Below are 20,052 nucleotides of genomic sequence, written 5' to 3' on the forward strand. Positions count from 1 at the left end.
GGTAGGTCTCGTCGCAGGCGTGGGTGCCGGCCATCGATGCCCAACCCGGTGACCACTCGCGGCGAACGAACGGCATGGTGGATGAGCAGCACTTTCGGCGTGTTTCTCGGCCTGGACGTCGGCAAGGACGCCCATCACGCGGTCGGTCTCGACCCGGACGGCAACCGGCTGCACGACGCGCCGCTGCCCAACACCGAACCCAAACTGAAGGCCCTGTTCGACAAGCTCGCCGCGCACGGAACGCTGCTGGTCGTGGTCGACCAGCCCGCCACCATCGGCGCGTTGCCGGTCGCGGTCGCCTGCGCCGCCGGGCACCAGGTCGCCTACCTGCCCGGCCTGGCGATGCGCCGCATCGCCGACCTCTACCCCGGCCGGGCGAAGACCGACGCCCGCGACGCGTTCGTCATCGCCGACGCGGCCCGCTCCCTGCCGCACACGCTGCGGCCCGTTGATGTCGGCGATGAGGCGCTGGCGGAGCTGGAGGTGCTGGTCGGGTTCGACGATGACCTGGCCGGCGAAGCCACCCGGATCAGCAACCGCATCCGCGGGCTGCTCACCGGCATCCACCCCGCCCTCGAACACGCCATCGGCCCGCGGATCAGCCACCCGGCCGTGCTGGAAATCCTGTCTCGCTGCGGAGGCCCGGCCGGCATCGCCAAGGCCGGCCGCCGCAAGCTCACCGCGATCGCCAAGGCCCACGCTCCGCGCATCGGCGAGCGGCTGGTCGAGGCGATCATGACCGCGCTGGGCGAGCAGACCGTCACCGTTCCGGGCACCGCCGCCGCGGACACGGTCTTGCCTCGGCTGGCCGACAGCCTCAAAACAGTTCTCCTGCAACGGAAACAGGTTGCTGAGCAGGTCGAGGGGATACTCGATGCGCACCCTCTTGCCGGGGTCCTGACCTCGATGCCCGGCATCGGCGTCAGGACCGCAGCCCGCATCCTGCTCGAGGTCGGCGACGCCTCCAACTTCGCCTCCTCCGGGCACCTGGCCGCCTACGCCGGCATCGCCCCGGTCACCCGCAGCTCCGGCACCAGCATCAAGGGCGAACATCCGGCCCGGACCGGCAACCGCAAGCTCAAGCGGGCATTTTTCCTCGCCGCGTTCGCTGCCCTGTCGGACCCGACCAGCCGGGCCTACTACGACCGCAAGCGAGCCGAGGGCAAGAAGCACAACGCTGCGCTGATCTGCCTGGCCCGCCGCCGCTGCGACGTCCTCTACGCCATGCTCCGCAACGGCACCCACTACCGCCACCCCGAGCCAGCTCCCGTCCCCGCCGCGGCTTGACAACCACATAGGGACACCCCCCCGAAACGGCGGGTCAAGAGGCGATGGCCTCGTTGATCGCCAGCAGCTCCTGCGCGGTGCGCGTGGCGGTGAACTCGATGACTTCGTAGCGGGCGAGCCGCCGGATGACGAACGGGTCGCTGGCGAGCACGGCGTCGAGCTTGCCGCGCAGCACCGGCCGCGTCAGGATCACCTGGTCGGCCGCGCCGTTGCCCTTTCCGGAAACGAGGAAAAGTCCCTTCGTGAATTGTTTGCGCAACCAGTCCGAATGATCCGGGAGTGCGTAGTCGACCTCTGTTTCGGGCGCCGTGTAGGTCAAGAGTGCGATGTACATGATTGCAGCGTAGAACGCCGTCGTCTGAACCGCATCCGCCTGGCGAGTGGCTCCGGACACGCGCCCCGCCAAAATTTCGTCAAGAAAATTGCCATTCCTTTACGACGGCTTTTTCCACATACTCACCGATTGCCGTACGCCCTCCGTCGTACGTCGTGGTGTCGCCGCCGGGCCGACGCGGCGCACCCCGCCGCGGGACGAAACTCCGGGTATGAACCCGTTCACCCGATTCCGGTACGCCGGCCGGCGAGCCGAGCGGATCGCCTACGCCGTCGGCGCGGTCCTGTTCGTCAGCGGCCTCGCGCACGCCGTCGTGCTCATCGCCACCGGCGGCTCGTGGCTCGGCCCGCTGTCGCTGCGCAAGGCCGTCACGTTCGGCCTGTCGTTCGGGCTGACGCTCGCGTCGGTCGCCTGGGCGACGTCGTTCCTCACCCTCCGCCCGCGGGTGCGCAGCGCACTGCTCGGCGCGTTCACCGCGGCGAGCCTCACCGAAGTCGTGCTGGTCAGCATGCAGGCGTGGCGCGGGGTGCCGTCGCACTTCGACTTCGAGACGCCGTTCGACACGGCCGTCTCGATGACCCTCGCCGCGGGCGGCGCGGTGATCATCCTGACCGCCGTCGGCTTCACGGCGGCCGCGCTCGTGGAGCCCGGCCCGGACGCGCCCAGCCTGCGCCTGGCCATCCGCGCCGGCCTGGTCGTGCTGCTGGTCGCCCTCGCCACCGGCGCGGTGATGATCGGGCGCGGCGTCGTCGCCTCGCGCAGCGGCCACCCGCAGCTGGCCTACACGACCGCGGGCTCGCTGAAGCCGCTGCACGCGGTCGCCATGCACGCGATCCTGGTGCTGCCCGCGCTCGCCTGGCTCCTGCGCTTCACGCCCTGGCCCGAAGCGCACCGGATGCGCGTCGTCCGGCTCGCGGTCGCCGCCGACGCCGTCCTCACCGCTGTGATCGGCTTCGAGTCGTTCACCGGCATCGATCCGCTGGCCGCGCCGCTGCCGCTCACGGCGTTGTCCGCGCTCGCCGCCGTCGCGCTGGCGGGCACCGGGGTCTACGCGCTGTCCGGCATTGAACCGGCCGTCCGATTCGCACGTGTCACCCACGGGAAGGCAAGGGGCCGGTGAAGCGGCGGACGGAGACCACGCGTGCGGCACGGTATGACCACCAGCGGCCTTTTCCAGCCGGGCCAGGCCCACAGCCCGTCGTTCTTTTCCGTGGCCAGGGCGATGGGCCGGCACGCGGACGACCTCGCGGACTTCTGCATCCCCTGCAACCCGTACTTCCCCACCGACGCCATGTTCGTCGAGCTGGAACGAAACCTCCGCACGATCCTCAAGTTCTACCCGAGCGACGCCGCCGCGATCACCGCGCAGCTGGCGAGCGTGCTGAAGCTCAACCCGTCGACCATCTCCCTGGCCAACGGCTCGACCGAGCTGATCACCTGGATCGACCGGCTGCTGGTCGACGCCAGCGTCGCGGTGCCGATCCCGACCTTCGGCCGCTGGACCGACCAGCCGATGGAGACCGGCAAGCGCGTCGACATGTTCCTGCTCAAGGAAGCGGACGACTTCGAGCTCCACGTCGACGAGTACCTCGACTTCATCAAGCGCCGCGGCTCCCGGGTCGCGGTGCTGTGCAACCCGAACAACCCCGACGGCGGGTACCTGCCGCGCCGCGAGGTGCTCCGGTTCATGGACGCCCTCGAGGACCTCGACCTGGTGGTCATCGACGAGTCGTTCATCGACTTCGTCGAGGTCGAGCGGAACCCGTCGGTGGCCGCCGAGGCCGTCGTCCGGCCGAACGTGATCGTGCTGAAGAGCCTCGGCAAGAACTTCGGCCTGCACGGGATCCGCTTCGGCTACCAGGTGTCGAACCCGGCCATGACGCGCAAGCTGTCGGCCGCGCTGCCGAAGTGGAACCTGAACTCGCTCGCCGAAACCGTCATCTTCATGCTCGCCGAGCACCGCGCGGAGTACGAGGACAGCCTCCGGAAGCTCGCGCTCGACCGGTTCGTGATGAACGCGCAGCTGAGCCAGTTCCCGGAGCTGACGGTGTTCCCGTCGCAGGCGAACTTCCTGCTCGTCAAGCTGCCCGCGTCGGTCGACGGCGCCGAGCTGTGCGACTACCTGCTGACCGAGCACCACCTGCTGGTGCGCCAGTGCGGCAACAAGATCGGCATGACCAGCCAGTTCATGCGCTTCGGGGTGCGGCCGGACACCGAGGTCGAGCGGCTGGCCGAGGGCCTGCGCGGCGTGGAGCGGCTGGGCGGCGGGCGGCACTCGACGCCGGCGATCGAGCTCGTCTCGCCCTCCCGCGAACCGGAACGGTCGATCAGCTGAGCACCTGGGCGATGGCCGACTTCCAGGCGAACTCCCGGCCGTTCGCCGAGCTGGACCGCGCCGGCCGCACGCGACGCCTGCGCCGCCTCGCCGAAGCGGCGTTGACCGCCTACGCCGTGCCGGTGGCCCGCCTGACGCCGCTGGCGCACGGGCTCAACACGTCGTTCCGCGTCGACGGCGCGGACGGACGGCGGTACGTGCTGCGGGTGCAACGGCCGGACGGGCCCGGCGTCGCGCAGGTGCGCGCCGAGCTGGCCTGGCTCGCCACGCTGGGCCGCGAGACCGACCTCGTCGTCCCACGGCCGGTACCGACGCGCGCGCGGGAGCTGGCCACCGTGGTCGCCGACCCGGCGGTGCCCGAACCCCGCACCTGCGTGCTCTGCCACTGGGTCGACGGCCGGTTCGCCGACGAGCGCCTCGGCGCGCCGCAGCTGTACGCGGTCGGAGCGTTCACCGCGCGGCTGCACCGGCACGGCGCCCGGATGAACGGCCTCGACCGCGGCCGCGTCGACGACCTGACCGAGTTCGGGCGCACGCAGGTGGACGGCTTCTCCGCGGCGGTCGTCGAGCGGGCCGTCGCCTCGGCCGGCGGCGACGAGGCGGTCCGCGAGGCGGTGGCCCGGGTCCGCGCGGTGCGGGCCGAGCTGGGGTACGGCGCCGACGTCTTCGGCCTGGTGCACGGCGACCTGCGCCAGGACAACTACCTGTTCGACCGCGGCCGGGTGCGGGCCATCGACTTCGACGACTGCGGGTACGGGCACTACGCGTACGACCTGGCCGTCGCCGGCGCCGCGCTCGCGCACCTGCCCCAGCGCGAAGAGCTGCGGGAGGCCCTCGTGGACGGCTACCGGTCGGTGCGCCCGGCCGCGGCCACGACGGACCCGGAGGTGCTGGCCGCCTTCGCCGGGCTCCGGCGCGTCCAGCTGCGGCTACGGCGGGCGCTATAACCCGGCGTTACAATTGCTACATGGCCGGACGATCGAGCAACGCCACCAGCACCCGCGACCGCCTGCTCATGGCCGCCGGGCAGCTCCTGCACGAAGCCGGCGACGGGCCGGTGTCGACGCGGGCGATCTGCGAGCGCGCCGGCGTCCAGGCCCCGACGCTGTACCACCACTTCGGCAGCAAGCAGGGCCTGCTCGACGCCGTCGTCAACTACGGCTTCACCCAGTACGTCCAGGCGCCGTCGCCGGAGGGCGACCCGGTGGACCGGATCCGGGCGGGCTGGGACCGGCACGTCGAGTACGGCCTGGCACACCCCGCGTTCTACGTGCTGCTCTACGGCCAGATCGAGCCGGGCGTGCCGTGCAACCTGACGTCGAGCGCCGAAGCGATGCTGCTGGAGCTGTTCACGCCGCTGGCGCGCGACGGCCGCCTGCGCGTCGAGGCGGCGGAAGCCGCGCGCCAGTTCGCGGCGGCCAACAGCGGCGTCACGCTCAGCCTGATCGCCCAGCCGGAAGACCGGCGCGACCTGGCGATGTCCACGCAGGTCAGGGAGTCCGTGCTGGCCGGGCTGCTCGCCGGCCGGGCCGCCGGGAGGTCGTCCGTCGGCGCCCTCGCTGTCGCTTTGTCGACTGCCCTCGAAGACGATACCGACGCCCTGACCACCACCGAGCGCCAGATGCTGCGCGAGTGGTTGCACCGCCTGGCCGCCTGACACTCGTCGCTACATTTGCTACATTGATGCCTATGACAAATGTAGTGAATCAGTTCGGCCTGTTCCTGGCGCCGCACCGCGACGACGCGGCCCGGAAGGAGCAGGCGATCGCGGCGGACGCGCTCGGCTACGGCACGGTGTGGCTCGGCACCGGCCGGAACTCCGTCGGCGACCTCGCGTTGGTCGAGGACGTCCTCGCCTCGACCGAGCGGGTCACGGTGGCGACGGCGATCGTCAACATGTGGGTCGACGAGGCGGAAACCCTCGCCGCGTCCTACCACCGGCTCGCGGGCCGGTACGGAAAGCGCTTGCTGCTCGGCATCGGCGTCGGGCACCCGGAAGCCGTCACCGGCTACCGGAGCCCGTACGCCAAGATCACCGGCTACCTCGACCGGCTCGACGCGGCCGGCGTCCCGGCCGAAGCCCGGGTCCTCGCCGCGCTCGGCGACCGCGTCCTGAAGCTGGCCGCCGAGCGCACGGCGGGCGCGCACCCGTACCTCGTGCCGGCCGGCCACACGCGGCACGCCCGGTCGATCCTGGGCGCGGGCAAACTGCTGGCGCCGGAGCAGAAAGTGGTTCTGGACGAGGACGCCGAGGCGGCCCGCGCCATCGGCCGCCCGTACGTCCGGAACCCGTACCTGAGCCTGAGCAACTACGTGAACAACCTGCTGCGCCACGGGTACACCGAGGCCGACGTCGCCGACGGCGGCAGCGACCGCCTGATCGACGACCTCGTCCTGCACGGCACGCCCGAAGCCGTCGTCAAGGGCCTTCGGTCCCATGTGGACGCCGGTGCCGACCACGTGGCCGTCCAGGTGCTCGGCCCGTCTCCCGAAGTGGAGCTGAAGCACCAGGAACAGCTGGCCGGGCTGCTGTTCTGATCAGCCGGGCGCGGGCAGCAGGGCGTTCAGCGCCGCGACGAGCGTGCGTTCCTCGTAGTCGAAGTGACTGTCCAGTTCGGACCTGAGCCGGTCGAACTCCGCGCGCAGCACGACCGGGTCGGGTTCCTCGTCCACCAGCCGCTGGATGTCCGCCTGCAGCTTGGCCACCACGACGTGTTCTTCGTCAAGCTTCGCCAGCGTCGGCGCCAGGGCGGGGAACCGTTCGGCCAGCAGCGGGAACAGGTTCGCGCCTTCCCCGGTGTGGTGCTTGGTGAGCGCCGTGCAGAACCCAGCGCACCGCGTGCTCAGCCGTCGCGGCGTCCCGCAGTCCAGCTCGGCGCGCAGTTCCTTCAGCTCGGCACGCAGCCAGTCGTGCACCTCGACGATCCAGTCGCCCATGCGGCGCGCGGGGTCGAACCGGTGCAGCTCGACGACGGGCAGGGTCCGGGTCGTTCGCGCCTGGTAGTCCGCGAACCCCGGCTCCCGCGCGACGACCTTCGCGAACAGCTCGTCGCGATCCGGCGGGAGGGCGGCCATCGCGTCGAACGTCTCGGTCTCGGTTTCCACCGTGACCAGGGGGTTCTGCCGGATGTTGTGGTACCAGGCCGGGTGCTTCGGCGCGCCCATCGCGGACGCGACGACGACCAGCCGGCCGTCGATGTCCAAGCCGCCCAGGGGAATCCGGTGTTTCCGGCCCGTGCGGGCGCCGGTCGTGGTGAGCATGATCAAGCTGGGTGATCCTTTCCGGTGCAGGGTCACCGAAGGCCCGTGAGCCGACAGAAGGGCACAGCTCCGCCAAGGTCGGCGATGCGTGTCGATCTCAAGGGGGCTGGTTAGCCACTACCTCCGCGTGTCGGCCCATCCGGGGCACGTGGCCACGCTACCCGATCGATCCGGACGACGGCCATCCCTCAACCGCATAGCCCGGTGAGCACGGCTCAGCCGGCGGCGTCAGCGGCTTTCCGGGCGGCGGTGGCGGCCGCGTCGGCGTCGTCGAAGGCGGCCTTCGCCGTCTCGAACTCCGCCGTCGCACGCCCGGCGCGTTCCTCGGCTTCCGCCAGCCGCTCACGCAGGTCTTCGACGCGGGCGGTGGCCTGTTCGGCCGCGCGTTCGGTGCGGACGAGGTCGCGTTCGGCCGTCGCGCGCTCCTTCGCCCGTTCGGCGGCTTCCCGGCGCAGGCGGTCACGTTCCGCACGGGCCTTCGCGCGTTCCTCTTCTTCGCGTCGGTGATCCCGCTTCGGCTTCGCCGGTTCGGCCTTGTCCACCAGCTTCGCCGGGCGCTTCCCGGTGGCGGGCGGGACGCTCGCGGCGAGGCTGAACCACTGGTCCGTGTCCTGGTGCGCCACCGACGTCAGCCGCCCGGCCAGCGCCAGCGCGGCGGTGTCCGGGTCGGCCGCGACGGCCTCCAGGGTCGCCTCGACCTCGCGGGACACCGGATCGCTCATCGACGGCAGCCCGTGCAGGATCCGCCGCACCAGCTCACCGCGGCGGCGGGTCAGCGCCCGGAGGTCGTCGCCGGCCAGGCGGGTGTGCGCGTCCCGCAGCTCGTCCCCGAGTTCGGCCAGCTCACGCAGTTCGTCCGGGTCCGCCCGGGACAGGTCGTTGACGATCGCCGCGGCCGTGGTCGGCTTCCGCAGCTGCTGAATCCGCTTCGCAAGTTCGGCGTCCCCTTCGGCCTTCGCGGCCTTCGCCGCCTTGTTGCGCGCGCCGACGAACTCCGCGAGGTCGCCCCCGTAGAGCTCGCCGGCCACCGTGTCGAAGTCCATCGTGGTCCAGCGAACCACATCGAACTGGTGCGAGCACCCGGGAAGAGTCATCATCGGGGAATGTTCTTCGATCTGGGTGTGCGGGACTTCCTGGACCGCGCGGAAACGGTGTACCCGGACCGCGTCGCGGTGGTCGACGAGCCGGACCAGCCGGCGCCGAGCTGGGGTTCGCTCACCTACCGCGAGGTGGCGCGCCGGGCCCGTGCGCAGGCCGCGAACCTCGACGCGCTGGGCGTGCCGGCCGGCGGGCGCGTCGCGATGGTGTCGCACAACGCCGCGCGGCTGCTCGTGTCGTTCTTCGGCGTGTCCGGCTGGGGCCGGATCCTGGTGCCGGTGAACTTCCGGCTCGCCGCGGCCGAAGCCGAGTACATAGTGGAGCACTCCGGGGCGGAGGTGCTGATCGTCGACCCGGAGCTGGCGCACCTGCTGGACACGGTGACGGCGAAGCACGTCTTCGTCCTCGGCCGCGACGACGAGGCCATCTGGGGCGGCGGCGGGACACCGCGGCCGTGGGACGGCGACGAGTCGGCCACGGCGACGATCAACTACACGTCCGGCACGACGGCCCGGCCGAAGGGCGTGCAGCTCACCCACCGCAACATCTGGCTGAACGCGGCGGTGTTCGGGCTGCACACGACGTTGAGCGACCACGACGTCCTGCTGCACACCCTGCCGATGTTCCACTGCAACGGCTGGGGCATGCCGTACGCGGTGACCGGCCTGGGCGGCCGGCACATCGTGCTGCGGAAGGTCGACGGGACGGAAATCCTGCGGCGGATCGACGAGCACGGCGTGACGATCCTGTGCGCGGCACCCGCGGTGGTGACGGCGGCCCTGGACGGCGCGGCGAGCTGGGACGGCGAGATCCCGGGCCGCGACCGCGTCCGGATCGTGGTGGCCGGCGCGCCCCCGCCGACGCGCACGATCGAGCGGGTCCGCGCCGAGCTGGGCTGGGAGTTCATCCAGATCTACGGGCTCACCGAGACCGCACCGCTGCTGACGGTGAACCGGATGCGCAGCGAGTGGGCGGACCTGGACCCGCACGAGCAGGCGAAGCTGCTGGGCCGCGCGGGCACGCCGGCGCTGGGCGTCCGGATCGCCGTGGACACCGACGGCGAGGTGCTCGCGCAGTCCAACCACAACCTGGACGGGTACTGGGAAAACCCGGCGGAGACCGCGCGGGTCACCGACGGCGGCTGGTTCCACACGGGCGACGGCGGCGCGTTCGAGGACGGCTACCTGACGATCGCGGACCGCAAGAAGGACGTGATCATCTCGGGCGGCGAGAACGTGTCGTCGATCGAGGTGGAGGACGCGCTCAACTCCCACCCGGCGATCCGCGAGGCCGCGGTCATCGGCATCCCGGACGAGAAGTGGGGCGAGCTGGTGACTGCGCTGGTCGTGGTGGACGGGGACGTCACGGCGGAGGAGCTGATCCGGCACTGCCGCGGGTACCTGGCGGGGTACAAGTGCCCGAAGCGGGTGGAGTTCCTGGAGGAGCTGCCCCGGACGGCGACGGGGAAGATCCAGAAGTTCAAGCTGCGGGAGCCGTTCTGGAAGGGGCAGTCCCGCCAGGTGAACTAGCGGACGCTCACGCCGGTGCGTAGGTCAGCTGGACGACGCCATTGCCGAACGCCGCCGACTTCCGCAGCTCCAGCGGGAACGCCGGGCCCTCCTCCGGGAACAGCCGCGTGCCGCGGCCCACGACGACCGGGTACAGCACCAGGTTCAGCTCGTCGACCAGGCCCTCGGCCAGCAGCCACCGCACCGCCGTCGGGCTGCCGCTGGTCATGATGTCGCCCCCTTGCTCGGCCTTCAGCGCCCGGACCGCCTCGGCCGGGTCGCCGGTCAGCAGGGTCGAATTGTTCCAGGTGACTTCCGGCAACGTCGTCGAAAGCACGTATTTGCGGACATTGTTCATGAACGCGGCGCCTTCGTCGTCCTCCACGGTCCGGCCGGGCCACGCCTCGGCGAACCCTTCGTAGGTGACGCGGCCGAGCAGCATCGCGTCGGCGGCGGCCATCCCGCTGCCGACCGCCTGGCCGATTTCGTCGCTCCAGTACCGCAACGACCACTTGTCCGGTGCTTCGACCACGCCGTCCAGCGAGATGAACAGGTTCGCGACGATCTTGCGCATGGGTCCCCTTCGGTCCGAGGTCCCACTATAAACCGGCGAAACGTCCTGACTGTCCACTCGCGACGGTCTCGCGGACGCGCAGGCTGTCCGCCTCCGCCCGGGCCCGCTCCTGCTCGGTCGCCGGTTCCAGCCGCGCCGGGACGTCCTTGTGGTGCGGCGTGCCGGCGATCGGGTCGCGGTCGAGGGCGTCGGTCAGGAGGTTGATCCGCGGGCCGCTGACCACCCGGCGGCCGTGGGCGTCCGGGTGGGCCATGCCGTAGCCGTGCGGCAGCGCGAGCTGGCCCGGCCGCAGCCCGGGGTCGGCCTCGGCGCGCACGACCACCCGCCCCGACGCCGTCACGACGGCCACCCAGTCGCCCGGCGCGGCGCCGATCGACGCCAGTTCTTCGGGACGCGCGCGCAGGGCACCGTCCGGGTCGGTGCGGCGCCAGCGCGGGTCGCGCAGGATCTGGTTCGCGTTGTGCGCCCGCCGCTGGCCGTTGAGCAGCGAAAACGGGTACGCCGGATCGGGCCGTTCGGCGGCCGGGTCCAGCCCGGCCAGCCAGTCCAAGAGTTCCGGCACGGCCAGCCGGACGCGCTCGCGGCGCAGCAGGCTCCACACCTCGTCCTGCTCGTGCGCCGAAAACGGCGTCGGACCGGCCAGGACGCGCTCGAAGAGCTCTTCCCCGAGCCGCGGGCCGGTCGCCGGGCTGCCGAGGGCGCGTTGCACCGGCACGGTCATCGTCTTCGCCGCCCGGTGGCAGCCCGCCCAAAGCGGCGCGATCGACGCGGCACCATCGGGCAGCGACGCGCCCAGCGTGCGGTAGAGCAGCACCGGGAGGATGGCCGCGCGCTCCGGCATCGCCTGGACCAGGGCGCCGAGGCCGGCCTGCAGCTGCGCCCGCGGCCCGGCGGCCAGCGACGCGAGGACGTCGGACGGCGGCAGCACACCCAGCTCGTCGAAGAGCCGCGCGTAGATCTCGGCCTCGACGAGCGTGCCCGGCAGCGGGTCCAGCAACGGCCGCCGCAGCTGGAAGTAGTTCGTCGGCCACTCGAAGGTGAAGAGCGTGAACTCCCACTTCTCGTGCTGGGACGCCGCCGGCAGCACGTAGTCGGCCAGCGCGGCCGTCTCGGTGTAGGCGACGTCGACGACCACGGACAGCTCGGCCGCCCGGATCGCGCGTTCGACGTCCCGCGTCCCGGCGAAGGTGTTCGCCGGGTTCGACGACTCCACCCAGAGGGCCCGGACGCGGTTCGGGTGGTCGCTGAGGATCTCCTCGGCGAGGGTGTTGGCCGGCAGCAGGCCGCCGATGTACTCGAAGCCGGTGATCTCCGAGCGCTGCCCGGTCGTCGCGCCCCACAGCGGCAGCAGCCACGAGTGCAGGTTGTTCGTGCCGCGGCGGCCGAAGTGCCCGGTGAGCAGGTACAGCAGCTTCTCGAGGTAGCTGTTGAGCGTCGAGTGCCGCCCCTGCTGGATGCCCAGCTCGACGCGCACGGTCATCGCCTCGGCCGCGAGGATCAGCTCGACCGCGCGCTCGACGTCCACCCGGGACACTTCGGCGTGCGCGATCCACGCGTCCACCGGCACCTTCCCCAGCACGGCGGCGACCTCGTCGAACCCTTCGGTGCGCTCGGTGAGGAACCGCTCGTCCGCGCCGCCGCGTTCGAGCAGCAGCGCCAGGATCGCGCCGAGCAGGTAGGCGTCGGTGCCCGGGCGCAGCGGCAGGTGCAGATCGGCCAGCTCGGCGGTCTCGGTGCGCCGCGGATCGATCACGATCATCCGGCGGTCCGGGTCGTTCTTGAGCGTGTTGAGCGCCTGCCGGGCGTTGCTGAACCCGTGCGCCTGCCAGGGGTTGCAGCCGAGCACGAGCAGCAGGTCGCAGTGCTCGACGTCCTCGGCGGTGTGCACGATCGTCGAGCCGAACAACTGCCCGTTGACCCAGAAGTCGCCGGTCTTCTCCTGCGACAGCGCGTTGAAGTGGCGCGTCGAGTTCATCCACTTCAGCAGCGAAGTGCCGTACGCGCCGCCGGAGTGGTTGCCCTGGCCACCGCCGCCGACGTAGGCGAACGAGCCGGGCCGGCCGGCCGCGGTGTCGGCGTCGCGGATCGCGTGCAGCTTGGCCGCGATCTCGGTGAGCGCGGTGTCCCAGCCGATCGGCTCGTGCGTGCCGTCGGGACGGCGGCGCAACGGCGTCGTGAGGCGGTCCTCGTGGTCGCCGTACCAGGTCAGGCGTTGCGCCTTCTGGCACAGGTAGCCGCCGGAACGCGGGTGCGCCTTGTCGCCGCGGACGCGGGTGATCTTCCGGCCGTCGAGCTGCACCTCCAGCCCGCAGTTGAGGTAGCAGAGGCTGCACGCGGTGCGCTGCCACTCGCCCATGGCGTTCCCCTTCACAGCAGGTCGAGGGCGCGGCCCAGGGTGCTGAGCCGCGCTTCGAGCGTTTCGCCGGCCGGGTACAGCCGGACCGTGTCGATGCCGGTGGCGCGCCAGACGCGCAGGCGTTCGCGCACCATTTCTTCGGTGCCGATCAACGTCGTGCCGAGGACCATTTCGTCGGTGACGAGCGCGGCGGCGCCGTCGCGGTCCCCGGCCTGCCAGCGCTCGCGGACCTCGGCGGCGACGTCGGCCCAGCCCTGGCGGCTGTAGGCGTTGTTGTAGAAGTTCGTGCCGGCCGAGCCCATCCCGCCGAGGCTGAAGGCCAGCTCCTTCTTGCGGCTGCCGACCAGGGTGTGCAGCTCGTCTTCGTTGTCCGCGAAGGCGACTTCGGCGCCCTGACAGACGTCGATGTCCGCGCGCCGGCGGCCGCTCTTCGCGAGCCCGGCGTCGAGGTGGGTGAAGTACGCGTCGGCGCCTTCGGGGACGAAGCTGGTGCCCAGCCAGCCGTCCGCGACTTCGCCCGTGAGCTCCAGGAGCTTCGGCGACAGCGTCGCCAGGTAGATCGGGATGTCCGGGTTCGGTGCGGTGGACAGCCGCATCGGGCGCGCTTCGCCCGGCAGCGGGATCTCGAACGCCTGGCCGGTGAACGAGATCTTCTCCCCCGCGAAGGCCTGGCGGATGATCTCGACGGTCTCGCGCATCCGCGTCAGCGGCTTGGCGAACGGAACGCCGTGCAGTCCTTCGACGACCTGCGGCCCGGACGGCCCGAGGCCGAGCGCGAACCGGCCGCCGGACAGGTCGGCGAGAGTGAGCGCGGCCTGCGCGATCGCGACCGGCGTGCGGGTGCCGAGCTGGATGATGCCGGAGCCGAGCCGGATCCGGTCGGTGCGGGCGGCGAGGTAGCCGAGCGCGGACGGCGCGTCCGAGCCCCAGGCTTCCGCCACCCAGCAGCCGTCGAGGCCAAGCTTTTCCGCCTCCAGCACGAAGTCCAGCGTCGTGCGGGTGTCCTTCGAGAACTCGACGGTGGTCGCGGTCTTCACCGGTTTTCGACCCGGGCCTTGATCGCGGCGAGGTTGCCCTGCATCGCCGTCTCGAACTCCCGCATCCGGACGAAGACGATCTTCTGTTCCTTTTCCGGCATCCGGTCGATGGCGAACGACAGCCCGGACCGGCCGGGGCCCATCCGCATCCACTGGCTCAGGCGGGTGCCGCCGTCGGCGGGCTCGAGGGTGAACTTCCAGACGGCGCTGGGCTCGTCGGGGTCCTGCACGGCCCACGCGAACACGCGCGGCGCTTCGCACTCCACGACGTAGGAGGTCGTCTCCCACTCGCCGAACGCGTCGTGCTTGCTGCGGCCGCGGAACTTGCGGCCGGCTTCGCACCACTCGACGGACTGGAGTTCCGGGCTCAGCTCGGGCATCAGCGAGATGTCCGAGACGAGCGACCAGACGGCCTCGGGCGCGGCGTCGATCCAGGTCGAGACCTCGGCCGTCGGCAGGTCGGCGTACCGCGCACCGGTCCACTCCATCGTGGTCGCCCTTCTCTCGTCTGACCACGATAGTTGCGTAGATAGACTGACTCTGTCAATCACTCTTGCCGAGCGAAGCGCTCCTCGACGTCCGGGCGCTGGGCCAGCCGGGGCGGGAAGCCGGGGCCGCGGCGCATCCGCGTGTCGTGAGGCGTCATCGGTTCCCGGCACTGCGCGCAGACGATTTCGGCGTGCGTGTCGTGCCCGCAGGCGAGATGGTGCACGGTGATCGGCGGCCCGGCCTCGGTCGCGAGCCACTTGTCGCCCCAGCGGGTCATCGCGAGCAGCACCGGGTAGAAGTCGCGGCCCTTCTCGGTGAGCACGTAGTCGTAGCGCACCGGCTCGGTCTGGTAGGCGACTTTTTCCAGCAACCCCTCGTCGACCAGCCGCTTCAGCCGGTCGGCGAGGGTGTTGCGCGCAATGCCGAGCGCCTGCTGGAACTCGTCGAAGCGCCGCACGCCGTAGAAGGCATCCCGCAGCACCAGCGGCGTCCACCAGTCACCGAGCAGATCCATGGTGCGCGCGATCGAGCACGGCCACTGCGCGAACGATGTCCGTTTCATGCGGCTGAGAGTACGCCGTTCCGAGCAAAGACTCAGCAGGTCAGCCGGGTTCGGGGGTGGGTTTGCCCAGGTTGTGCACAGGGTGGCGGGGATGTGGACAACTCGGGCGCCGGCCGGGCTGATCCCGCGGTTTTCGTCGGGGTGCCCCGATACGCTGGAGGCGGGGGCAGCCCCCAGGGAGGGCGGGCCGTGAAAGGGCGAGCCGTGGGTGGCCTGCCGCCGGCGGATGAGCGGATTCGGCGAACCAGACCGCGGCCCGGTGCACACGGCGGCGGCAGCACGACATCACCCCGGGGAAGGCGGGCCGCGCGCCGACGTCAGACGAGGTGTCCGGTGGTCACGTCGACGTGGCCGGGGACCTCGTCGTGCTCGTCGCCGACGCTCAGCGTCCCGGCCGGCTCGACGAGCAGCACGCTCGCGCCCGCCTTCGACGACGGCTTGTGGAACGTTCCCTTCGGAACCACGAAGACCTGCCCGCGGCCGAGCGTGACGACGCGTTCGTCCGGGTCGCGCAGGCCGATCTCGATCTCGCCGTCCAGGACGAGGAAGAACTCGTCGGTGTTTTCGTGCACGTGCCAGACGTGCTCGCCGTCGAACCGGGCGAGTCGGATGTCGTAGTCGTTGACGCGGGTGACGATCCGCGGGCTCCAGGCGGCGTCGAAGCTCGCGAGGACTTCGTTGAGGTCGATCGGGTTCATGCGTCCCATGCTCGACCTGGTGTTCCGGGCGCGCGAGTGCTAGGAATCGCACATGCCGCAAGATTTCTCGCACCGGGTGGCCGCGATCGTCACGGAGCAGTCGAACCCGTTCGAGCTGGGCGTGGCGACGGAGCTGTTCGGCTTGCGGCGTCCCGAACTCGACCGCCCGTGGTACGACTTCACGCTCTGTTCGGCGACGCCATCGGCGCGGATGAACCTCGGCATGTTCACGCTGTCGGGCGTCGCCGGCCTCGAGGCGGCCGACACGGCGGACACCCTGATCGTCCCGGCCCGCCCGGACACCGACGTCCCGACGGACCCGGCGATCATCGAAGCGGTCCGCCGCGCGGCGGACCGCGGAGCCCGCCTGGTCAGCTTCTGCACGGGAGCGCTCGCCTTGGCCGAGGCAGGCGTCCTCGACGGCCGCCGCGCGACAACCCACTGGCAGTGGGCGGCCTCGCTGGCCGCCCGGTTCCCGAGGGTGTACTGGGAACCGGACGTGCTGTTCATCGACGAGGGCAACGTCCTGACAGCGGCAGGCAGCGCGGCGTCGCTCGATCTGGGGTTGCACATCATCCACCGCGACCACGGAGCAGAGGTGGTCAACGCGGTGAGCCGCCGCCTGGTGTTCACCGGCCACCGCGACGGCGGCCAGCGCCAGTTCATCGCGCGCCCGGTCCCGGCGGTGCCATCGACATCGCTGGCACCGGTCCTCGCCTGGGCCCTGGAGCGGCTGGACACGCCCCTCACGGTCACAGACCTGGCCACCCGGGCGGCCACGAGCCCGGCCACGCTGCACCGGAAGTTCCGGGCCGAGCTGGGCACGACGCCGTTGGCGTGGCTGACGACGGAGCGCGTGACGCTGGCCTGCCGCCTGATCGAGCGGGGCGAGCTACGGCTGGACCGAGTGGCGGCGCTCAGCGGCTTCGGCACGGCGGCGAACCTGCGGCTGCAGCTGCGACGTCACACGGGACTCAGTCCGAGCGCTTACCGCCGCCGGTTCGGCCCGGCCGCTTGATCAGCTCGCGGGCTTGCTTGGTAGCTCGCAGGCCATGACGGACAGCGCCTCCCGCAACGCCGTCTGCTGCAGGCCCGCCGGGTACGTCTGCGGGTCCGCCGCGGCCAGTACGTTCAGGCCCTCCACCAGCGCCACCAAGCTCTTCGTCGTCCGCTCCAGCCGCTCGTCCGTCCACTCAGGACAACACGCCGCCACCAGCCGGTGGATGCGGGCCAGGAACGAGCGGTTGGCCGCGCGGTGGCGTTCGGCGAGGTCGTCGTCGGCCAGGGCGGCTGCCAGGAAACCCACCCACACGCGGGACTCGTCGTGGTGGCCGTGGGGGATGTCGATCGCCTGGCCGAGGACCGCCGCGAGCGCCTCCGATGCGTTGGTGCTCGCCGCCTCGGCTGCGTCCGCCCGGAGGGCCGTGCGTTCGTACAGCAGGTCGCGTGCGTGCAGCAGCAGCGCCTTCTTGGTCGGGAACGCGTGCATGACCAGGCCGGTCGTGCAGCCGGCGCGCTCGGCGACCGCGCGCAGCGTCAGGCCCGGGAGGCCGTTCTCCGCCAGTACCTGCCAGGTCGCGTTCGACAGCAGGTCCCGCTGAGCCTGGACGTCACGCTGCTTGGGCATCGAACCTCCTTCCCGGGAATCGTAACAGCTGCTACGGTAACAACCGTTACGGGAAAAGGAGTGCCGCCTGATGCTTGACTGCACGCTGACGATCACCCCGGTGACCTGGGACGATCCCGACGCCGTCCGGCTGCGCGAAGCCCAGCGGACCGAGCTCGACGCCCGCTACGGCACCGACGACCACGAGCCCGGCGCCGTCCCGACCGCCGACACCGTCGCCGTGTTCCTCGTGGCCCGGGACGCCGGCGGCGCCGCTGTGGGCTGTGGCGGACTACGGCTGCTCGGCCCCGGCTCGGGCGAGGTCAAGCGCATGTACGTCGAGCCGGCGGCGCGCGGGACCGGCGTCGCGGCCGCCCTGTTGCGCGCGCTCGAAGACCACGCCCGGGAGCTCGGCATCACCCGGCTGCTGCTGGAGACCGGTACCGGCCAGCCGGACGCCATCCGCTTCTACCAGCGGGAAGGCTACGAGCCGATCGAGGCCTACGGGCCTTACCGCGGCGAACCGCTCTCACGCTGCTTCGCCCGCGATCTCTGAGCCGGCCTACAAAAGCCGGTACTTGCTGCCCCGGCACTGCACGCCCGTCCCGCTCTTGTGCGCCCGGAGTCTGCCGGTCTTGTTGACCGTCACCCGCTTGCCGCAGTCCAGGCACGTCGCCTCCTCCTTCGCCGCCTTCTTGATGGGCGAGGCGAGGCCGCCGCCCTTCCGCACCGGCGCGACCGGGTTCTTCGTGAGCACCGCGACCGGGTTGGCCCCGGCGAGCCACGCGTCCAGGTTGCCCCCGCGAGCCGGCCCGGGGACGTTCTGCGGCACCGGCTGCTGCACCGGAACAGGCACGGGCTGCGGCACCGCCACGGGCACCGGCGGCAGAACGTTCTGCGGCACCGGCTGCTGCACCGGCGGCAGAACGTTCTGCGGCACCGGCTGCTGCACCGGCGGCGCTGGACGATCACCCTGCCGCACCGCCTCTCGCGCCTTCGCCACCGCGAGGTTCCAGCCGGCGTCGACCTGCTTCGCCGCTTCGGCAGCCTCGGTGTCCGAACGATGACGCCGCCACTCGTCCTGCGCCAGCACGACGTTCACGATCGCGGACCGCGCTTCCTCGATCGCGGCCACCGCCTCCGGTGACCCCGCCTGGTTCCGCAACCCGTAGAGCTCGGTGAGCAGGATCACCCTGGTGCGCCACAACGCGTTGGGCACCTGCGCCTCCCACCGGGTCTGGCTGTGCGGCGGTGCGGTCCACTGCACGACGGTGTGGTCGTGCAGCTGTCCGACCAGCCACTGGAAGCACGGCTCGCACGGCGACAGCTCGGTGTACACCCGGACGATGCGCTTCACGTCGGTGTCCATTGGGTGGTCCTTCGGCTGGGCGCCGCTCTCCTGCGCCTTCCGGACGGCGGTGCGCTCGGCGTGCTGCTCGGGGTCCTGGGTGCCGCTGCTCCACACCGGTGTCTGCGGCCGGGCCTCCGTGGAACCCGCCTCCGCCACATACGCGACGGCCAGGTTCTTCTCCGACAACGCATCGGGGCCGCCGTGCCGCGCCCGCTCGGCGACTTCGTCGGCGGGCACGTTCTTCGAGCGGTAACGCTGGATCGGGAGTACCCCGGTGACCGCCCGGTTGCCCGCTGCCTGTTGCAGCCGCAGCACGGCGGCGGGCACCGCGGCGATCGACGTACGCGGGGCCGGCACCGCCTCGCGGTCCGGCCGGTCCGGGTGCATCCGCTTGCGCATGCACTCAGCGTGACAGGACCGTCGCACCCGGGTCGAGGTGCGGCGGGGGCACATTCGGCCGCACCTTCCGCTGCCCCTTCGGGCAACGCGGCCATCGGTTTTCCGATGGCCAGGGCAAGCCGGTCTATTGGCGGCGGCACGCGCACCGGGCCTACGGTCGGGAGCACGGCGATCCGGAGTTCTTTTCGCCGCCACTGACCGGAACCGGAGTTCCCTTGCGTATCAGACAGATCGGCGCCGCGCTGGCCGCGGCCGCCGTTTTCGCCCTGCCGGCCGCGCCCGCCCAGGCGGCGTCGAGGATCGTCCCGCTCGACCTCGCCGCCGGGCAGCAGCCGGAAAACATCGCCCTGGAGCCCGACGGCTCCGCCGACCTCACCTTCGCCTACACCGGCGAAATCGGCCGGGTCACGCCCGATGGCCGGGTGCGCGTCATCGCCCGGATCCCGGTGCCCGCCGACGGCGACGTCCCGGTGGTGCACAAGAAGCTGTTCCTCGGCGGGATCGTGCGCGCTCCCGGCGGCGACCTGTACGTCGCCGTTTCGACCGGCACGGCGGCGACCGGCCTCTACCGGGTGCGGCCCGGGAGCGCGCCGGTGCAGGTGGCCGCCCTGTCGCCGGCCGGCTTCCAGAACGGCGTCGCCCGGGATCCCGCCGGCGGTGACGTCTTCGTCGCCGACTCGTTCGGCTCGGTCGTCCGGCGCGTCTCCCCGCGCACCGGGCGGGTCACCGACTGGGCCACCGGCGAACTGCTCGCCCCGGTGAGCGGGTTCGGGGCGAACGGCGTGCAGGTCCACGACGACGCGGTGTGGGTGTCCAACCTGGACCGCGGCACGCTGGTCCGGCTGCCGCTCACCGGCGCGCCCGGCCGGGTCGCCGCGTCGGGGCTCGGCCCGGTCGACGACTTCGCGTTTCACGGCGACACCGTCGTCGCGGCCGTCAACCAGGAAAACCGGGTCGTCACGGTCGGGCGCGACGGCACCCGGACGATCCTGTCCACTTCGGATGGTCTGGCGAACCCGACGTCGGTCGCCGTCCGCGGTGACACGCTGTACGTGGCCGACAGCGCGTACTTCGGCGGGCAGCCCAACCTCCTGCGCACCCACCTGCGGTGATCGGCACGTGCATCCGCACGCCGATTGTGCACGAGCTTCCCGGTG

At 71.6% G+C, this 20,052-nt stretch carries 21 protein-coding genes; 10 read left to right on the forward strand and 11 right to left on the reverse strand.

The features are described from left to right. The first annotated feature begins 81 nt into the window (after window positions 1-81). Window positions 82-1,287: an IS110 family transposase gene (locus tag C2L59_RS04645; RefSeq protein WP_103348264.1), complete on the forward strand. Its 1,206-nt coding sequence runs from the start codon at window positions 82-84 to the stop codon at window positions 1,285-1,287. A gap of 34 nt (window positions 1,288-1,321) precedes the next feature. Here C2L59_RS04645 and C2L59_RS04650 read toward each other — a convergent pair whose 3' ends face one another. Then, on the reverse strand, window positions 1,322-1,621 hold the full coding sequence (locus C2L59_RS04650; RefSeq protein ID WP_103348265.1) for a YciI family protein: 300 nt from the start codon (window positions 1,619-1,621) through the stop codon (window positions 1,322-1,324). Window positions 1,622-1,832: 211 nt separating this feature from the next. Between C2L59_RS04650 and C2L59_RS04655 the strand changes: the two genes are divergently transcribed. The 5 genes from C2L59_RS04655 to C2L59_RS04675 are packed head-to-tail and all read left to right on the forward strand — an operon-like array spanning window position 1,833 to window position 6,494. Beyond that, window positions 1,833-2,741, forward strand: coding sequence for a hypothetical protein (locus C2L59_RS04655; RefSeq protein ID WP_103348266.1), 909 nt, complete (start codon window positions 1,833-1,835; stop codon window positions 2,739-2,741). Between the two features lie 21 nt (window positions 2,742-2,762). Then, window positions 2,763-3,956, forward strand: a complete 1,194-nt coding sequence (locus C2L59_RS04660) for a histidinol-phosphate transaminase (RefSeq protein ID WP_103348267.1) — start codon at window positions 2,763-2,765, stop codon at window positions 3,954-3,956. Between the two features lie 11 nt (window positions 3,957-3,967). Further along, window positions 3,968-4,903, forward strand: a complete 936-nt coding sequence (locus C2L59_RS04665) for a phosphotransferase enzyme family protein (protein ID WP_103348268.1) — start codon at window positions 3,968-3,970, stop codon at window positions 4,901-4,903. A gap of 20 nt (window positions 4,904-4,923) precedes the next feature. After that, a complete protein-coding gene (locus tag C2L59_RS04670; RefSeq protein ID WP_103348269.1) occupies window positions 4,924-5,613 on the forward strand; it encodes a TetR/AcrR family transcriptional regulator in 690 nt (229 codons plus the stop codon). Window positions 5,614-5,645: 32 nt separating this feature from the next. Further along, the gene (locus C2L59_RS04675; RefSeq protein WP_199198917.1) at window positions 5,646-6,494 is read left to right on the forward strand and encodes an LLM class F420-dependent oxidoreductase; all 849 of its coding nucleotides are present in this window, start codon (window positions 5,646-5,648) and stop codon (window positions 6,492-6,494) included. Here the strand turns inward: C2L59_RS04675 and C2L59_RS04680 are convergent, their stop codons facing one another. Together C2L59_RS04680 and C2L59_RS04685 are read right to left on the reverse strand one after the other, a co-directional pair. Continuing rightward, window positions 6,495-7,253 carry a nitroreductase/quinone reductase family protein gene (locus C2L59_RS04680; protein WP_255410238.1) on the reverse strand — a complete coding sequence of 253 codons (759 nt, stop codon included), beginning with the start codon at window positions 7,251-7,253 and terminating at the stop codon, window positions 6,495-6,497. A gap of 179 nt (window positions 7,254-7,432) precedes the next feature. Next, window positions 7,433-8,260, reverse strand: a complete 828-nt coding sequence (locus C2L59_RS04685) for a hypothetical protein (RefSeq protein WP_199198919.1) — start codon at window positions 8,258-8,260, stop codon at window positions 7,433-7,435. Between the two features lie 60 nt (window positions 8,261-8,320). Here C2L59_RS04685 and C2L59_RS04690 point away from each other — a divergent pair, with 60 nt between their 5' ends. Beyond that, window positions 8,321-9,844 (forward strand): AMP-binding protein, encoded by a 1,524-nt coding sequence (locus C2L59_RS04690; protein WP_103348271.1) that lies wholly within the window; start codon window positions 8,321-8,323, stop codon window positions 9,842-9,844. Window positions 9,845-9,851: 7 nt separating this feature from the next. On the opposite strand, the gene C2L59_RS04695 is transcribed toward C2L59_RS04690, so the two are convergent. The 6 genes from C2L59_RS04695 to C2L59_RS04720 form a co-directional block, all read right to left on the reverse strand. After that, complete coding sequence (locus tag C2L59_RS04695; RefSeq protein ID WP_103348272.1) at window positions 9,852-10,397, reverse strand: dihydrofolate reductase family protein; 546 nt, start codon at window positions 10,395-10,397, stop codon at window positions 9,852-9,854. A gap of 25 nt (window positions 10,398-10,422) precedes the next feature. Then, window positions 10,423-12,753 (reverse strand): molybdopterin-dependent oxidoreductase, encoded by a 2,331-nt coding sequence (locus C2L59_RS04700; protein ID WP_103348273.1) that lies wholly within the window; start codon window positions 12,751-12,753, stop codon window positions 10,423-10,425. An 11-nt stretch (window positions 12,754-12,764) separates the two neighbouring features. Continuing rightward, window positions 12,765-13,790 carry an LLM class flavin-dependent oxidoreductase gene (locus tag C2L59_RS04705; protein WP_103348274.1) on the reverse strand — a complete coding sequence of 342 codons (1,026 nt, stop codon included), beginning with the start codon at window positions 13,788-13,790 and terminating at the stop codon, window positions 12,765-12,767. Further along, a complete protein-coding gene (locus tag C2L59_RS04710; RefSeq protein ID WP_103348275.1) occupies window positions 13,787-14,278 on the reverse strand; it encodes an SRPBCC family protein in 492 nt (163 codons plus the stop codon). The genes C2L59_RS04705 and C2L59_RS04710 overlap by 4 nt, the downstream gene beginning before the upstream one ends. Window positions 14,279-14,337: 59 nt before the next feature. Then, window positions 14,338-14,841: a helix-turn-helix domain-containing protein gene (locus C2L59_RS04715; protein ID WP_103348276.1), complete on the reverse strand. Its 504-nt coding sequence runs from the start codon at window positions 14,839-14,841 to the stop codon at window positions 14,338-14,340. 317 nt (window positions 14,842-15,158) lie between these two features. After that, on the reverse strand, window positions 15,159-15,539 hold the full coding sequence (locus tag C2L59_RS04720; protein WP_370444715.1) for a cupin domain-containing protein: 381 nt from the start codon (window positions 15,537-15,539) through the stop codon (window positions 15,159-15,161). A gap of 52 nt (window positions 15,540-15,591) precedes the next feature. Between C2L59_RS04720 and C2L59_RS04725 the strand changes: the two genes are divergently transcribed. Continuing rightward, the gene (locus tag C2L59_RS04725; protein ID WP_103348278.1) at window positions 15,592-16,557 is read left to right on the forward strand and encodes a helix-turn-helix domain-containing protein; all 966 of its coding nucleotides are present in this window, start codon (window positions 15,592-15,594) and stop codon (window positions 16,555-16,557) included. Here the strand turns inward: C2L59_RS04725 and C2L59_RS04730 are convergent, their stop codons facing one another. After that, entirely contained in the window at window positions 16,558-17,166 is a 609-nt protein-coding gene (locus tag C2L59_RS04730) for a TetR/AcrR family transcriptional regulator (protein ID WP_103348279.1), read from the reverse strand. A 70-nt stretch (window positions 17,167-17,236) separates the two neighbouring features. Here C2L59_RS04730 and C2L59_RS04735 point away from each other — a divergent pair, with 70 nt between their 5' ends. After that, window positions 17,237-17,701, forward strand: coding sequence for a GNAT family N-acetyltransferase (locus C2L59_RS04735; protein ID WP_103348280.1), 465 nt, complete (start codon window positions 17,237-17,239; stop codon window positions 17,699-17,701). A gap of 6 nt (window positions 17,702-17,707) precedes the next feature. On the opposite strand, the gene C2L59_RS04740 is transcribed toward C2L59_RS04735, so the two are convergent. Next, complete coding sequence (locus C2L59_RS04740; protein ID WP_103348281.1) at window positions 17,708-18,895, reverse strand: hypothetical protein; 1,188 nt, start codon at window positions 18,893-18,895, stop codon at window positions 17,708-17,710. Window positions 18,896-19,110: 215 nt separating this feature from the next. Between C2L59_RS04740 and C2L59_RS04745 the strand changes: the two genes are divergently transcribed. Further along, window positions 19,111-20,007: a hypothetical protein gene (locus tag C2L59_RS04745; RefSeq protein ID WP_233223274.1), complete on the forward strand. Its 897-nt coding sequence runs from the start codon at window positions 19,111-19,113 to the stop codon at window positions 20,005-20,007. Window positions 20,008-20,052: the final 45 nt, after the last annotated feature.

The organism is Amycolatopsis sp. CA-128772 (assembly GCF_002904295.1).
Lineage (GTDB): Bacteria > Actinomycetota > Actinomycetes > Mycobacteriales > Pseudonocardiaceae > Amycolatopsis.